At 32.2% G+C, this 15,612-nt stretch carries 16 protein-coding genes and 1 pseudogene; 10 read left to right on the forward strand and 7 right to left on the reverse strand.

Annotated elements, in window-relative coordinates; all coding sequences use genetic code 11:
- Positions 1 to 48: 48 nt before the first annotated feature.
- A pseudogene (locus tag M9897_01475) lies at positions 49 to 1,037 on the reverse strand (IS30 family transposase).
- Positions 1,038 to 1,215: 178 nt separating this feature from the next.
- Here M9897_01475 and M9897_01480 point away from each other — a divergent pair.
- On the forward strand, positions 1,216 to 1,530 hold the full coding sequence (locus tag M9897_01480; protein MCO5267548.1) for a hypothetical protein: 315 nt from the start codon (positions 1,216 to 1,218) through the stop codon (positions 1,528 to 1,530).
- 347 nt (positions 1,531 to 1,877) lie between these two features.
- The gene (locus tag M9897_01485) at positions 1,878 to 2,102 is read left to right on the forward strand and encodes a hypothetical protein (protein ID MCO5267549.1); all 225 of its coding nucleotides are present in this window, start codon (positions 1,878 to 1,880) and stop codon (positions 2,100 to 2,102) included.
- A 48-nt stretch (positions 2,103 to 2,150) separates the two neighbouring features.
- Here M9897_01485 and M9897_01490 read toward each other — a convergent pair whose 3' ends face one another.
- Entirely contained in the window at positions 2,151 to 2,780 is a 630-nt protein-coding gene (locus M9897_01490) for a class I SAM-dependent methyltransferase (GenBank protein ID MCO5267550.1), read from the reverse strand.
- 192 nt (positions 2,781 to 2,972) lie between these two features.
- Between M9897_01490 and M9897_01495 the strand changes: the two genes are divergently transcribed.
- Positions 2,973 to 4,388, forward strand: coding sequence for a DUF4301 family protein (locus M9897_01495; protein ID MCO5267551.1), 1,416 nt, complete (start codon positions 2,973 to 2,975; stop codon positions 4,386 to 4,388).
- 38 nt (positions 4,389 to 4,426) lie between these two features.
- Complete coding sequence (locus M9897_01500; protein MCO5267552.1) at positions 4,427 to 4,978, forward strand: hypothetical protein; 552 nt, start codon at positions 4,427 to 4,429, stop codon at positions 4,976 to 4,978.
- On the opposite strand, the gene M9897_01505 is transcribed toward M9897_01500, so the two are convergent.
- Both M9897_01505 and M9897_01510 read right to left on the reverse strand, forming a co-directional pair.
- Positions 4,979 to 6,604, reverse strand: a complete 1,626-nt coding sequence (locus tag M9897_01505; protein MCO5267553.1) for a glycosyltransferase — start codon at positions 6,602 to 6,604, stop codon at positions 4,979 to 4,981.
- Positions 6,605 to 6,810: 206 nt separating this feature from the next.
- The gene (locus M9897_01510; protein MCO5267554.1) at positions 6,811 to 7,659 is read right to left on the reverse strand and encodes a hypothetical protein; all 849 of its coding nucleotides are present in this window, start codon (positions 7,657 to 7,659) and stop codon (positions 6,811 to 6,813) included.
- A gap of 66 nt (positions 7,660 to 7,725) precedes the next feature.
- Here M9897_01510 and M9897_01515 point away from each other — a divergent pair, with 66 nt between their 5' ends.
- On the forward strand, positions 7,726 to 8,985 hold the full coding sequence (locus M9897_01515) for an LETM1-related biofilm-associated protein (protein ID MCO5267555.1): 1,260 nt from the start codon (positions 7,726 to 7,728) through the stop codon (positions 8,983 to 8,985).
- A 3-nt stretch (positions 8,986 to 8,988) separates the two neighbouring features.
- On the opposite strand, the gene M9897_01520 is transcribed toward M9897_01515, so the two are convergent.
- The 3 genes from M9897_01520 to M9897_01530 all read right to left on the reverse strand — a co-directional run bounded on the left by M9897_01520 (position 8,989) and on the right by M9897_01530 (position 10,615).
- On the reverse strand, positions 8,989 to 9,579 hold the full coding sequence (locus M9897_01520) for a hypothetical protein (GenBank protein ID MCO5267556.1): 591 nt from the start codon (positions 9,577 to 9,579) through the stop codon (positions 8,989 to 8,991).
- Between the two features lie 176 nt (positions 9,580 to 9,755).
- A complete protein-coding gene (locus tag M9897_01525; GenBank protein MCO5267557.1) occupies positions 9,756 to 10,169 on the reverse strand; it encodes a T9SS type A sorting domain-containing protein in 414 nt (137 codons plus the stop codon).
- Entirely contained in the window at positions 10,160 to 10,615 is a 456-nt protein-coding gene (locus M9897_01530; protein ID MCO5267558.1) for a hypothetical protein, read from the reverse strand. The genes M9897_01525 and M9897_01530 overlap by 10 nt, the downstream gene beginning before the upstream one ends.
- A gap of 492 nt (positions 10,616 to 11,107) precedes the next feature.
- On the opposite strand from M9897_01530, the gene M9897_01535 reads away from it, so the two are divergent.
- The 5 genes from M9897_01535 (at position 11,108) to M9897_01555 (ending at position 15,592) form a co-directional block, all read left to right on the forward strand.
- On the forward strand, positions 11,108 to 11,620 hold the full coding sequence (locus M9897_01535; GenBank protein MCO5267559.1) for an RNA polymerase sigma factor: 513 nt from the start codon (positions 11,108 to 11,110) through the stop codon (positions 11,618 to 11,620).
- Between the two features lie 171 nt (positions 11,621 to 11,791).
- On the forward strand, positions 11,792 to 12,199 hold the full coding sequence (locus M9897_01540) for a 6-carboxytetrahydropterin synthase (protein MCO5267560.1): 408 nt from the start codon (positions 11,792 to 11,794) through the stop codon (positions 12,197 to 12,199).
- Positions 12,200 to 12,292: 93 nt separating this feature from the next.
- Positions 12,293 to 13,222, forward strand: a complete 930-nt coding sequence (locus M9897_01545) for a PfkB family carbohydrate kinase (protein ID MCO5267561.1) — start codon at positions 12,293 to 12,295, stop codon at positions 13,220 to 13,222.
- Between the two features lie 11 nt (positions 13,223 to 13,233).
- Positions 13,234 to 14,937, forward strand: coding sequence for a DUF349 domain-containing protein (locus M9897_01550; protein MCO5267562.1), 1,704 nt, complete (start codon positions 13,234 to 13,236; stop codon positions 14,935 to 14,937).
- Entirely contained in the window at positions 14,930 to 15,592 is a 663-nt protein-coding gene (locus M9897_01555) for a hypothetical protein (protein MCO5267563.1), read from the forward strand. The genes M9897_01550 and M9897_01555 overlap by 8 nt, the downstream gene beginning before the upstream one ends.
- The last annotated feature ends 20 nt before the right edge of the window (positions 15,593 to 15,612 follow it).

Below are 15,612 nucleotides of genomic sequence, written 5' to 3' on the forward strand. Positions count from 1 at the left end.
TTCTATTTACAAACAAATAAATGATTTACTTTTTGTATTTAGGCAGATTCAAGTCTCAAATGCGACACTACCATAATTTCTGTTTATAAAGTTATAAAATATATCCTTAGGAGATTTAAAATTCAGTTTTTTTCTCGGTCTTTTATTTATTACATGTTGTATTTCAGTCAATTGTTGTTGAGAATATTTTGTCAAATCAGCTTCTTTTGGAATAAATTGTCTTATCAATTTATTTGCATGTTCAATCGCACCTTTTTCCCAAGAACAATATGGATGTGCAAAATAAATAGGTATTTTTAGCTTTTTTGTAACTTTCAAATGGTCAGCAAATTCCGCCCCATTATCAGTAGTTATAGTGTGTACAAAATTCTTATATGGAATTAATTGATTAATTAGAATTTTTGCTAGGTCTTTAGCGTTTTTCCCATTAGGAAGTCGCTTTATAAATACAAAATTAGTCTTTCTTTCAGTCAATGTTAATATAGCCCCTTGTTGGTTAGCTCCTATAATGGTGTCCATTTCCCTACCGATAGCTATCGGTACCCAAATCGACTTTTATTATCTACAACTACTGGTCTTTCCTCAATAGAAACACGATTAGCAATGGGATAATGCCTGCCTACTGGTCGTTTTCGGTGTTTAAGTCGATGCCGTGTAAACTTATATAAGTCTCCTCCATTCTCTTTGTTAGACCGTATATATTGATATATTCTTTCCGCACTAACCATCGGTAAACCATTGGCTTTACAATAACCAACAATTTGCTCTGGAGACCAATATTCTTCCATATATTTCTCAATAAGTCTTTTACAGTTTTCATCGAATTTTCGATTTGCTGTAAACCGATCTTTTCTATCACAAGCATATTCATGTGCTAGTTTTGAAGAATATCTCCCTGTATTCGTACTATTCCTTTTAATTTCTCGAAAAACAGTAGAACGATGGATGTTTAAAGTTTTAGCTATAAAATCTTTTGACTTTTTAATCTTTAGATATGCTTCAATAACATATCTTTGTTCTAAGGTAAGATGACTCATAATTTTGCAACTTTTGGTCGAGGACACAAAATAGTGATTTTTACCATTTCAGGTGAGAGGGCTTTATGCCCTTTCATTTGAAAAAATCAATTATTGTATGACCAAATGTCGCATTTACTATTTGAACTTACTTTATTATTGAAATAAATTAATTTAGATTCATATTTAATAATTACTTATGAAAAAGATCATTTTAAACTCTCTTTTGATTGTTGCCACTGTTTTTATAGTTTCTTCTTGTAAAAAGGATTATACGTGTACTTGTGCTGTTCAAGGCGTTGCCGTTCAGGGAGCAAGCACAACAATAAAAAATTCAACAAAGAAAAATGCACAATCAGCTTGTGATGAGTATGGGGACACGCATGTTTCTGTGAATGGGGAAATGTTTCAATTGGTTCAGGTGGCAGCAATGTCAATGTGGATGAAAATGGGAATGTTTCTATCCAAAATGTTTCTTGTAGTATCGATTAGTATTAACCCGTTATACATTTAGAATGAGACATAGGTTATAATCTTAGACCCCGACACTCCTTCGTCCGTCGGGGTGACAATCCCTAGGGAGAATCAGGCGGTCGGCTTTGCCGACCGATAGCCTTCTCTCACAATTGTCACCCCGAGAGCCTTGGTTCTTGGGGTCTATTTTTTAATAAATTCTATTTTTTACATTTTTACAAATTCAATACAATCCACATACAGTAGAAATTATTGATTGTATTTATTTTTTGTGAATGCACAATGGATTAGTATTAATATTTTAAGAATAATCATTTGTATTTGATTGTTTTTTGTAAAAAAATAATTAATTTAGGTTTATTATTAATTTATTAATTCATTAAAAACATGAAAAGAACTATATTAACTACACTAGCTATCATCGCTATTTCATTTGCGTTCACTTCTTGCAAAAAAGACTGGAAATGTACTTGTAAAACAGGAACAGGTATTATTATTGAAGAAGCTTCACAAACTTATACAAATGTTTCTAAGAAAGATGCTAAAGCTTCTTGTGATGTATTTAGCACTACATATGCTGCACCTTTCGGAGGATCTTGTAGCATAGATTAATAACCATAAATAATGCATATAAAAAGGGATTCCAGAGGAATCCCTTTTTTAGTATCTAATAATAAAATGTTCTTTTTGTTGGTGTTTTCGTTTGAGTATAATTCCAATTCGAAAAAGATCTATCGTGAGATGATAGTCCGAATTGTTTTGGAGAGATTTCCATCCTTCGAGCATATCAGAAGTCCAGCGAATATCATCCAATACGAAGATAGTTTCGTCATGGGTGAGTGGTTCTAATAACTCTAATTGGCGTAATAAACTCCTTTTACTGTGGTCTCCATCAATAAAAACTAAATCGAATTTTGTTTCTTGATTATATGCCATTAAGAAATTTTCAAAGGAATCATTTATGAATTGGACTCTGTGTTTCTGAGTAAGAGGAAAATTTTCCATAGCAAATTTACTGGTATTTGGACAGCCTTCTACGGTGATTGTGTTTACTGTATCTTTAGCGGATGTCAAAAGAAAAGTACCTAACCCTAACGATGTCCCTAGTTCTAATATATGTTGAATAGGGTAGTATTTAACTAACTTATAAAGTAACTTTCCATATTTATGATTTATCCCTGATATACTTGCAATATCTTTGACTTTACGGACTTTATTTAATTTTTTGGAACCAGAGCCAAGATCTGTAACCTCAATGGTTTGTGTGGAAGTACGGAAGTTTCTTTGCATTGTCAGAAATTCTTCCCAAATATCTTTTTGAATTGGTTGGCGCAAACATTTGTCACTAAGCTCGTATATAAATGGAGAATGTACTCCATGTCTTTTTTTAGAATATAGACAATATTTTAGGTATTCAGTAACTAAATTTATCATAATCAGTATAAATCAACGTTAAAGATACTTTAAAGCTATATACTAGATATGGAAATTAAAGAAAATTCTGCTGTGATAGAAAAATATAGAGCGCTGACCTTTGGGGAACAACCTGAGGTGATATTAGAAAGACCTTGTAAAATGGATGATGGGATTATTCATCATGCAGATTTTGAGAAGAATAAGTTTCGTTTTATTTTTAGCAGTTCTGAACAAGAAATCACTTTCTTTATTCCAGCATCTGGCTCTGGTTCGCGAATGTTTAATTTTTTGTATGATTTCTTAGATAATCCAACGGAAGAATCTAGAGGGAATACAGAAAAATTTCTTAATTCTATTTCGGATTTTGCTTTCTTTGAGTTATTGCCCTATGCATTAAAGAAAAAAGTAAAAAATTACGATGTAAACCTAGATGAATTTATTTCTTATTTGCTGAAGTCATCTGGTCTTGGTTTAGGAGATTTACCTAAAGGACTCATTCCTTTTCATCGCTCTCGGAGTTTTATTTTAAATGCCTTTCAAGAGCAGTTATTGCAAGGATTACGCGTTAAAGATGATGATATTTCTTTCCATTTTACAATCAATAAGGAATATGAAGGGAAGATAAAAGATGCGCTTTTAGCTATTCAACATTTAACAGGTCGTAGATGCAATATAACTTGGTCAGAACAGAATATATCGACTAATTCCATTGCTTTTGACGATAGTCAACAAGTTGTATATGCCAATAACGAAGAGATTCTTACCCGGCCATCTGGACACGGTGCCTTATTGAACAATTTGGATGCAATTAATAGTGATATCATCTTTATAAAGAATATTGATAATGTACAACATGAAATTTATTCACAAGATTCTATAGATTTATTCAAATATTTAGGTGGATTATTGATTGAATTTAAAAAAGAACTCAAAGCTGCATACTTAAGTGATAACCAACGAGATGAACTGACTATGCTAAACGAAAGATATCAATTTATTAGTCCAGATATGTCGTTTATAAACATGAGTAAAGATCAATTAGATGCTATTGTTTTACGACCTATACGAATCTGTGGTATGGTTAAAAATGAGGGTCAACCTGGTGGTGGACCATTTTGGGTGAATGAAGGAGGGATAATATCTAAACAAATTGTAGAAAAGGCTCAAATCAATAATAAAGGAGAACAATATAAGATTATGGTTCAGAGTCAATACTTTAACCCTGTCTTGATGGCTGTTTCCACGACGGATATTTTTGGAAATAAACTCTCTTTAACTAATTTCTCTGATCCTAATAAATATTTTAAGGTAGAAAAAACACATTTAAATAAAACTATTCATTTCATTGAATTACCAGGACTATGGAATGGAAGTATGGCTAATTGGACAAGTGTTTTTGTAGATGCTCCTTCCACTGCTTTTACACCTGTAAAGACAGTATTGGATTTATTAACTAATGCACATACTGAATCTAAACCATAGTTATTTAGATTTGTTTTACCTTTTATGGTTATAAAGTAATGAGCAGGTTTATTGGATTTATAGGATTGTGCTTTATTCTGCTGATTTTATCTAGCTCTACACCCTCTTATTCATATCGTGTTTCTTTTGGCGTAAAAATAGGTTTATTGCCTACGGGGAGTTTAACTGAATACTCCATCATTTATTATAGAGATAACAAACAAATTTCTTCTGCTCCCATTGATTTATATCAACTTGACAAAATTTGCTTAGGAGAGTGGCCTATTCCAAAGACCCAAACCTTTTTTAATTATTATGAAAATTTTGGTTTACATGATGATACTTTAGTAGATGGAACAATTGTGGATTTTAGATCTGCGTACGACTCCCTTTGGAAAATCCGCTTTGATTTCCATCCATTTAATTTTCAATCGGGGAAAGGGTGGAGTAATGGTGAAATTCGTCCTAGTTTAAAACAGCAAGCCTATTTATATCAGCGATATGGAGTGAGAGGATATGACCAAGATTCATTCTCAGATTCCGCTTTTTTTCAATTATTAAAAGATGTTTGTGATCCGATATGGATTGCAGACTATAAATCTTTATATTAGTTAAGCGTTTACGTTGCTTGTTTTAGCATTTAATTTTGGAACTATAGCAAAGGAAGAATCATGTACTTCTGCGATGGAGTGATAGAATACTGTGCCATATCCTATAGCGAGCATAGCATGAAAAGGAACCATTCCTATATCACCATAAGCTAATCTGTTAATTGCTGTTATTCCAAAAAGTAAACAAAGTATCCCTTCAAAAATAGTGACTAGTGAAATATCTTTTTTGTCATATTTATTTTCAATCTTTCCATCCTTAATAGTAGAAACATTAAACTTTGGAGTTCTAACAAATGAACTCTTTATTCCCATATAACCTTCAATTACAGCAACCGCATTATTAAGAGACAATCCCATAGATACAGTTAAGAATTGGAAGAAACGCACAAAGAATTGCCATCTAGTTTTTCTTTTATCTGCTGTTTTCTCACGATATGAATTCCAATAATAATACATAAGGAATAGAGTGGAGAGTATAAATATACTACCAAATTGGATAATGAAATTAAGATCCTCAAAACTATCTTTAATATGAAGAATGGGAAGACTTAATAAACTCATAATCACGATAAATATAAAGATAGAAGAGTTGAATAGGTGAGATAAACCATGAATCCTATCTGAGAATTTTATTCCTTTTGCAGTTAATAAACGTTTTCCCATTTTTCTAAAACATTCAGCACCTCCCTTCATCCATCTGTGTTGTTGCCCCTTTAAAGCACTCATTGTAATAGGTAGCTCTGCCGGTGCAATTACATCTTCGAGATAAATAAATTTCCACCCTTTCATTTGTGCACGGTAACTCAAATCTAGATCTTCAGTTAAGGTATCGTGTTGCCATCCACCCGCATCTTCGATGCAAGCTTTTCTCCAAATCCCTCCAGTACCATTAAAGTTGATAAAGTGTCCAACTGAATTTCTACCTACTTGCTCGATTGCAAAGTGACCATCTAATCCGAATGCTTGCAATTCCGTTAGGATAGAAAAATGTTTATTGATATGGCCCCATCTTGTTTGAACTACTCCAATATTTTCAGCCTCAAATTCTGTAATAGTTTTCTGAAGAAAGTCTGTATCGGGTAAGAAGTCAACATCGAAAATAGCAACAAATTCTCCCTTAGCTGCTGGTAGTGCTGCAGCTAATGCTCCTGCTTTATATCCGATTCGATTTGTTCTGTGAATATGCTCAATATTCACTCCGTATTTTTCTCGTACTTCAATAACTTTTTTAGCTATAACATCAACTGTCTCATCGGTTGAGTCATCTAATACTTGAATTTCAAATTTATCCAATGGATAATCCATTTGTGCTACCTGCTCAATGATTCGTTCCGCTACGTAAAGTTCATTAAACATCGGAAGTTGAATGGTTACAAAAGGGGCTTTCTCTGGGTTAAAATCAAGAGGCTTTCTTTTATCTTTTATTTGATTCTTCTTATAGTTTACAGCCAATGATAGCTGAAGAACACTATATAAAAAGATAAGGACTAAACAAAGTCCATAAATTACTAGTATGATTTTAGCTAGGAGATGTGAAAAATAATTTTCACGTCCAAAAGCATCTCCCCAATTAAACATCCATGTTGGTTCACCTAAGACGGTATCAACTAATTCAATAATATTCATTCAAATATATATATTCTCTCTGTGTGCAAATATACGTCTATTTCTAAGTTTATATAATAGAATTAGAAAAAAATAGATTATAAGTATGCTATTTTCTATATGGAGAATTTTTTAATTTAATAGCTAAAATGTAATTACTTGACTAATAGTTATTTATATAAAGTTTATTTTAAATAAACTTCATTTATTGTTTTAACATTTTTATGTTACCTTTTCTGAATATAGAGAAAATTTCCTTTGAAGATTCCTAAACTATTTTCATCTGTTAGATAGAAATTCTCATTATCGACATACATGCCTTCTTTCTGTGTCCATTCCGAATGTTCTATCACTTTTTTAATTTGCCAGTGATTATCTATCGACTGTAATGTATATATCTTTGTATATGTGAGAAGGAATATTTCTTCTTCATGTATAGATGCATCGGTAACGCTATCAATTTTCCAATTGCTTGCTGGTAATTGAATCTCTCCGATTAATCTTGCATAAGATACTTCTGAGTTAGTTGGTATTTCATATATCTTGACTATACCATCAAAGGGAATCGTTCTATTTTTTGTAAATATGAGTAAATTCCCATCTTTTATTATCATTCCTTCAGCATCATAATATAGACTTGATTTTTCGGGTGGAAAATTAATTTGTTCGGGATAACTGAATTCGATTTTTTCAGCAAATACGGTATCTTCCTCTAATATTTTTGTAATGGGAACTTTATAGATACATAGATCTTTTCGTTTGTTTGAATTGTTTCCAATATCTCCAATAAATAGATATTCCTTTCCATCAAATGCCATTGCTTCCCAATCGATATTTTTCGCATTCGTCAGGTAAGCAGTATGTATGATCTCACCTCTTCGATTAAATTGATAAATTTTCGGCTCATTTCCAGAATCATTGATGGTTAAGAATGTATTTTGATATACGATAAGTGCCGAGCTTTCTTTTAATTCTTTGGGGAGTTTGACCTTTTGTTCTTGAGACCAAGTAAGAAAAGAGTGTAAACTCAATATATAGATAAAGGAATATTTTACGAATGTATATTTATGTATCATACCTAACAAAAGTAAAATACTAAATTGAATATTTACTATTTTTGTATTTAAAATAGGGGTATAAAGATGATTCAACCTGGATCTAAAAATTGGATTGATAAATATTTTTCTTTGATTGAAGAAGAAAAGATTGATGTGCTTAAACACGCTGATATTCAATCAGATACTCTAGATGCATATTTGCATAATTTATTTTTTAAATCTGGGATTATCTTTGGTTTCCCATGTGAATTTATTTTTTTTAATGATAAAATTTCAGATAATTGGACAGATGAAGAAAAAATGTCTTTACTGCTTTTTGAATGTCTTTTATTGATTTATATTAGTGAGAAAAAACAATGTAAGAAAGAAGAACTTATCAACTCTTTATTAGAATTTTATCAGAAGTATCAAGACAATTCTTTATTCAATATTACAAAGATTATTTTCAAGGAAACAGATGGCGTCAAACTTGAGAATATTCTTAAAAGAAGAGTTCACCCAAAATCAACCTTTGGTAACCGTTTATGGATTAATTATATAGAAAATAGTTTAATCTATTTGGATGTTATTGCTTTTAGGTCATTTTTACAACATCAGCGTGAAATAACGGAAAGCTATAGTGTGTTTATGAAAGGTACTCTATATACAATCGGAGTAATGTCTTTGATTGATAAGAATATTGATGCCGAAGAAAAATCTATTCTGAATGTCTTTTTGAATTCTATATATCTCAATGAAACGGATAAAATGGAGTTTAATGATAGATTAAAGAGTCAAAACTTAACCGTGCAAGATATTACGATTCCTAAATATGCCGAAAACTTATATCGTTTATATCTCATTGATATGGCAATTCTTACTATCCATTCAGATATTTCTGAAATTAGCCAGGATTCAAGTGAGGAGATTATTCAATTAAATGAATTATGTGCTTATTTATCTATTGATCTTACTCAGTTAAGGAGTGCAATTATCTTTATTGAAAAGTTTATTATGGAGAATAATCATAAAATTATTTTCTTCCATCAAAGCACTTCTTATGAGCGATTAGTAAATAACTTTTCAAAACGCTGGATTAAAATCTTAGGAAGGAACAAAGATAAGGTTGTAGAAGAATTAAAAGAGAGCAGAGAGTTGATAGCATTAGTAAATAAGTCTCTTCAAACTGAATTAACAGATGATGAAAAAGAAAAGGTGAAATCTCAATTTGGAGATATAGTTAAGTCTCTACCTGCTTTTGCTATCTTTATGTTACCTGGAGGGATGATTTTATTGCCAATAATTTTAAAAATTATTCCCGATTTACTCCCTTCTGCATTTAGAGACAATGAGACTCCCAAATAGAGTCTATACTGGCTTTTCAGTGAGAGGTTTTACAAACTTAACGGTTTTCTCCATATAATCCGTAATTGGTTTTGGATGCCCGTCTTCGGTAGTAATAAACAAGTAGTTAATTCCATCGATTTTGTGTTGAGACATCACGTAAAAACTTTCGTGATCTACACCTACCTCATCTCTTCCTTTTACGCCATTTACGTTAAGAATAGTTTTATAATACACAAAATTATCTTCTTTTTTTAGAAACTCTACTTTATAAATTTTTTGATTTTCAAGTTCTTTAACTCTTTCACTGAAAGCATCTGTTCCACCCCAATCTTCTATGTTCAGACTGAAATTTTGTCCTACATTGATGGTCCATTTGTAATCATCCATATCATGAAGTATTTCTGGAGAAGTTGCGGCACCAATATTAGCAGTGGCATCAGGTAAATATATGAGAGCAGGAATCCCATAAGGAGCCAAACTAAATGCTTCGTAATTATCTAACCCTTCATCTATATCATCGTATTCAATAATAGGTTCGTCACTATTTCCACCGCCACAAGAAGATAGCCCTGTTAGGACTGATACACATAAGATTAGGTAAATTGCTCTCATATTTCTTAATTAGATTACGATGTGAAATTACAAATAAATTTGTAAACCATCGCAGGAAACTATAAATTTTTTAGCTGTCTAAATTATATAACCGCAAAAGGCACTAAGATTTTTTGTGCAAAGTGTGCAGATCCTAGCGACCTTCGCGTAAACTTCGTGACCTTTGCGATTTATCTTCATTGTTTTATTATTTTAAATATTTGTTGTCCTTTCTCACCTCTAATGATAAGGAAATACATTCCAGTCGCACACTTCAAAGGTGTGTAAAACTCGCCTTCTTTTCGTAAAAGGATTTCATTACCATTTAGATCAATCAACTTTATTTTATCGAGTGGCATAGCTTCTGGTAATTTGAAATTGTCTGTGAATGGGTTGGGTGATACTTGAATTTGCTTTTCTATTTTATTTTGTTGCACACCCATTGTTATTAATTCCATTGTTCCAAACATTTGCCAAAAGGCGGAGATTGTATCCCCGATCGAATTGATATAAGAAAAAGGGTAACCAGATCCTCCAGCCCCCACATTGGAGGAGAAGGTGTTTCCCCAAAAACCGCCTGATTCGTTATCAAAGAAAGATATCACTTCCATATTACTCGGTCCAGGAACGTCAAACCACCCCCCGGATGATAACTCGTTATAAGACTACCTTTTATACAGCTGTCAACACTTATAGCCTCCCAAATTATTGTTACGGGCCAATTTTTAGTAAAGATATTGATCTGTTGTAGATTAGCACTACTGCAAGTGTAATTGATGATTTGTTTTTTTGTCTCATAGGACGGATATGAGTATGGTTGCCCTTTTGGATCTGAAATCCTCACCTCTATTCCAGAAGTTTTCCACGGAATACTAGTTAAATCTACTTCATCAAAATCAGCATCAATCGAATCCGTTGCCAAAGGATCATAACCTAAAGCAATTGTATCCTTATTCCCTGCCGCATCTTCAAAATACAGCTGAAATTCGAATTCAGGGATTTGGGAGAAACCATTTACCCCTACCAGCATAAACAATAAAAGATACATGTGTTTCATAATAGTCATTTTTAAGGTTATCTGTTACGAATTTACGATAATATATTCAATTACCCGTTGTGCATTTAGAACAAAATACCAATTATAATCTTAGACCCCGAGCAATCAAGGTTCTCGGGGTCTTTTTTATAAATAATTCCTATTTTCTTACATCCTTTCAGATTAAGCATAATCCATATATAGTAGAGATTATTGATTTAATTAATTTTTGTAAATGCACAACGGGCAATCAATTAAAAAAATATATTTTGGGGTTTAGGAGTTAGAAGATACTTGAGGCAAATTACATGCAATTAAATACGTGTAAAATATACACAAAGTGTCTAAGAAAATACACATATATACAATATTCATAGATAACTATGATAGTTGTGTATAAAATGTAAACACTTAATTATCAGCAATCTATTTTCAATAGTTTAAATTTTTAAGCTAATTTTAATATGGCATAGTTTTGTTGTTATTCAGGATATAATATTTAAATAGTTTATTATGTCAACAATTGAATTTAACAACACACTGACTGCAATGGAAACCCACCTTTTGGCATTTGCAATGAATTATACCCGAAATAAAGAGGATGCACAAGATTTAACACAAGAAACTATGTTGAAAGCCATCCGATATAAAGAGCAATATATCCCACAAACCAATTTTAAAGCATGGGTATTTACTATTATGAAGAACACCTTTATCAATCAATATAGAAGACGTGTTAAATCTCGAACTATTTTTGATAATTCAACAGACTATTATTTATTAAACAATACTTCTGTTTCTACAAGTTCTCCATTACATCAACTTACGAATCAAGAGGTTATTAAAAAAATTGATCAATTGGAGAATGAATATAAAGTACCTTTTGAAATGCACTTTGCCGGATATAAATACAAAGAGATATCTGATAAATTGGATATTCCATTGGGAACAGTAAAAAGTCGAATTTTTATCGCCCGTAAGAAATTAATGGAAGCAATGCCTGAATATCAGTTCAGTGAAAATTAAAAATTAACTAAATATAGAGAACCTGTTTCAAAGGTCAATATTGACAGCGAAACAGTAGGTGTTTAAAAAATGGTGTAAGCCTGTACTGAGCTTGCTGAAGTGCAGGATTTCGCCATTTTTGAGGCACCTATATATAAATTTTGTAACTTGCACAAAAAAACTGGACGACAAATTATGATTAAAATTGGAAGAAGAACAACTTTTAATTCGGCACATAGACTCAACGTTCCAACCTGGTCGGAAGAAAAGAACCAACATGTTTTTAGGAAATGCAATTCTCCTAATTATCATGGACACAATTATGTGCTTGAAACTTGGATTAAAGGTGAAGTTGATAAAGAGACAGGGTTTTTAATAAACCTCACTGACTTAAAGAAGATTATAAAAGAAGAGGTGGAGGATAGATTTGATCATAAGAATTTAAATTTAGATGTCCCTGAGTTTCAAAACCTAAATCCAACTGCTGAAAATATTGCGAAAGTTATTTATGAAAGGTTAAAGCCTAGACTGCAAGCGTATGAGTTAATTGTTAAGTTATACGAAACAGAAAATAACATCGTAGAATATTCAGGAGAATAGCTAAAATCCCAAAACAAGTAATTACTTTCATAGGAATACCATAAAAATAGAGTGATATTCCGCATTAAGCAATATATTTGTGACAAATTTTAAATTATGAGTTTAGTTACTGTAGGAAGTGTTGCGTTTGATGCCATTGAAACCCCGTTTGGAAAGACCGATAAAATTATTGGTGGCGCAGGAACTTATATTGCTTTTTCATCTTCTTATTTTGTGAAGAAACAGAATATTGTTGCAGTTGTAGGTGAAGATTTTCCTCAAGAAATGTTGAATAAATTAAGCAATAAGGGAGTTAACCTAGAAGGCCTTCAAATTAAACAAGGGAAAAAATCTTTTTTCTGGTCTGGTCGTTATAACAACGATATGAACTCTAGAGAAACCTTAGTAACGGAATTAAATGTATTAGGAGAATTTGACCCAATTATTCCAGATTCTTATCAAGATTGTGATTATTTAATGCTCGGAAATTTGAGTCCAGAGGTTCAACTAAAAGTTATGGAACGTCTTCATAAACGCCCAAAATTAGTTGCTATGGATACTATGAATTTCTGGATGGATGTGGCAATGGATGATTTAGCTAAAGCATTAAAAAAGATTGACCTTTTAATTATAAACGATGAAGAAGCACGTCAGCTTTCTAAAGAATATTCTCTGGTAAAGGCAGCGAGAATCATTCGTGATATGGGTCCAAAGCATTTAATTATAAAGAAAGGAGAACATGGAGCCTTATTGTTTTATGGAGATAAAGTGTTTTCTGCACCAGCTTTACCATTAGTCGATGTTTTTGACCCAACAGGAGCAGGAGATACTTTTGCAGGTGGTTTTATGGGGCATTTAGCAGCAACGGATGATATTTCATTTGAAAATATGAAACGAGCTATTATTGCAGGTTCTGCAATGGCTTCTTTTTGTGTTGAAAAATTTGGAACGGAACAGTTAGAAAACCTTACGCGTGCTCAGATTGAAAATAGAATCCATGAGTTTGTACAACTAACTGACTTTAATTTAGTAAATCTTATTTAAAAGCATTGACTATGGAAAAAAGAGCTTTTATTGATGATTTGAAAAAACTAACAGAAACTGAAGATATTTTAGCAGTTGGAAGGGATGTAGATGAACTTCGTCAACAATTTGAAGATTATCTGTTAGAAGCAAATCGTCTAATGCAGGTGGCAGAATTGGAAGCACGTGAGAAAGGGGAAGAATTGGAACAAGAAGATTGGATTTCTCCGTTAAAGAATGAATTTTATGAAATCTTTTCTGCATATAAAACGCAACAAAAGGAATTGAGGGATAAACAACGTGCCTTTGAAGAAGACAATCTTCGTCAGAAAAGAGCACTTATTAATCAGTTCCAAGCATTAATTGCGGATGAAGAGAATATTGGAGTAGCTTTCTCTACTCATAAAGAAATTAGCGAGAAATGGAAAACTATTGGCGATATTCCACGTGTAAAACGTCATGAAATTCAACAAGAATTTAGTCGTTTACAAGAAGAATTCTTCTACAACATGCGCATTTATAAGGATATTAAAGAATATGATTTCCAGAAGAATTTTGAAGCAAAGCAAAATATCATATCTAAATTACAGTCTCTTGTAAATCAGAATGAAATAAAAAATCTAGAAGTTGGAATCAAAGAACTTCAAAATGATTGGGAAGATATTGGTCCTACCAAACAAGAATTGTGGGATAAGATTAAGGATGAATATTGGGCGACTGTCAACCAAGTTTATGATAAAATTCGTTCTTTCTATGAGGAACGTAAGAAAAAGAGCGAAGAAAGTATCCAACAAAAGAAGGAACTTATTCAAAAGATGGAAGAGATTCTTGCTTCTGAGCGCGACTCTGTTAAAACATGGACAAAGCATACACAGCAGGTATTGGATTTACAGGATAAGTGGAAACATACAGGTATTGGCCAGCGCAAGGAGAGCGAACAAGTATGGAAAGATTTTCGAGGATTGTGTGATCAATTTTTTGAATTGAAAGGAAACTTTTTTTCTGTTGCTAATCAAGAGTTTGATAAAGTAGCTAAATATAAGGAAGGATTAATACAAAAAGCGCTAAAACTAAAGGATAGTACCGAATGGAATGAAACTTCAAAAGCTTTTATACAATTACAACAGGATTGGAAACGAGCAGGTAATGCTGGAAAGAAATTTGAACAAAAATTATGGAAAGAATTCCGTTCGGCGTGTGATTATTTCTTTAATGCCAAAGAGAGCTACCAAGCAGAACAAGAAAAAAGTTTTGAAGGTAACTTAAAAGAAAAACAAACATTAATTGAGGAAATTAAAGGATATACATTGCCTACTGATAAAAAGGAGGCACTCCAAATCTTAAAAAGTTTTTCCGAACGTTTTGCCTCTATAGGATATGTGCCAAATCAGCAAAAGAATCAAATTTTTGACGCGTATAAAAAGGCTATCAACGCGCATTATGAGGCATTGGATCTGAAAGGTGTAGAAAAGGAGAAAGTCATGTTCCAAGCACGTTTAAATACGCTCCAAGGAAGTAGTGATGCTGCTGAGATGCTAGCAAAAGAAAAATTTGCTATTCGCAACGAAATAAACAAAGTAAAACAACAAATCATTCAATACGAGAATAATCTTGGGTTTTTTGCAAATTCAAAAGGAACAAATCCATTGCTGGAACAAGCTGAAAAAAGTTTAAAAGCAGAACAGTTAAAATTGGAGGCGTTAAAAGAGAAACTAAAAATGATTCCAAATGAATAAGATTTACAATGCGTGGATTTTAATCATTTCTTTACTAACTCTTCCCTTTGCTTTCTTTACGGGAGTGAATGAGGTGTATGGAGCTTGGGACATTTCTTTGAAAGATTATGCACATCGCGATTTCATTTTTGCGCTATCTGCTGGTTTAATCCTTCTAATTGGTGTACATCGTTCCGTTCGTAAATGGGCAGGAATACGTATAGTTAACCAGAAGAATAAATTTGTATTTAATGCAGAAATTAGTACGGCTAGAAGAAAGAGGGTTATCTTATTCAATACAATCGAGATAGTATTTTTCTTTTTGCTTAGCATAGTCTTTGTTTTATTTTCTGTCTATGCTAGCATTATTTCTTTGGTTTTCTTTCTGTTTATTATAGATAATTTTTTGAATACCTTGTTAGGTATTTATGGTAAAAAATATCGAATAGGAATTACCAATAAGGCAATTGTTGCTGTCGATAGAGAAGTGATTGCTATTTATTTTAAAGGATTAAAACGAATTTCTTTTTGTGAAGAAAGCTTGGTGTTTGAGTATGTAAATGAACTTGTATTAGAACTTCCTTTTGAAAATGTTTCGCTTGAAGATAAAGAACAGTTTATAACTGTACTAAAAGAAAAAGTGGACTTAACAAAGGTGTATGTGGCCGGCCTATAATATTTTCACAAATTTTGGCA

Source organism: Brumimicrobium sp., assembly GCA_023957385.1.
Lineage (GTDB): Bacteria > Bacteroidota > Bacteroidia > Flavobacteriales_D > Crocinitomicaceae > Brumimicrobium.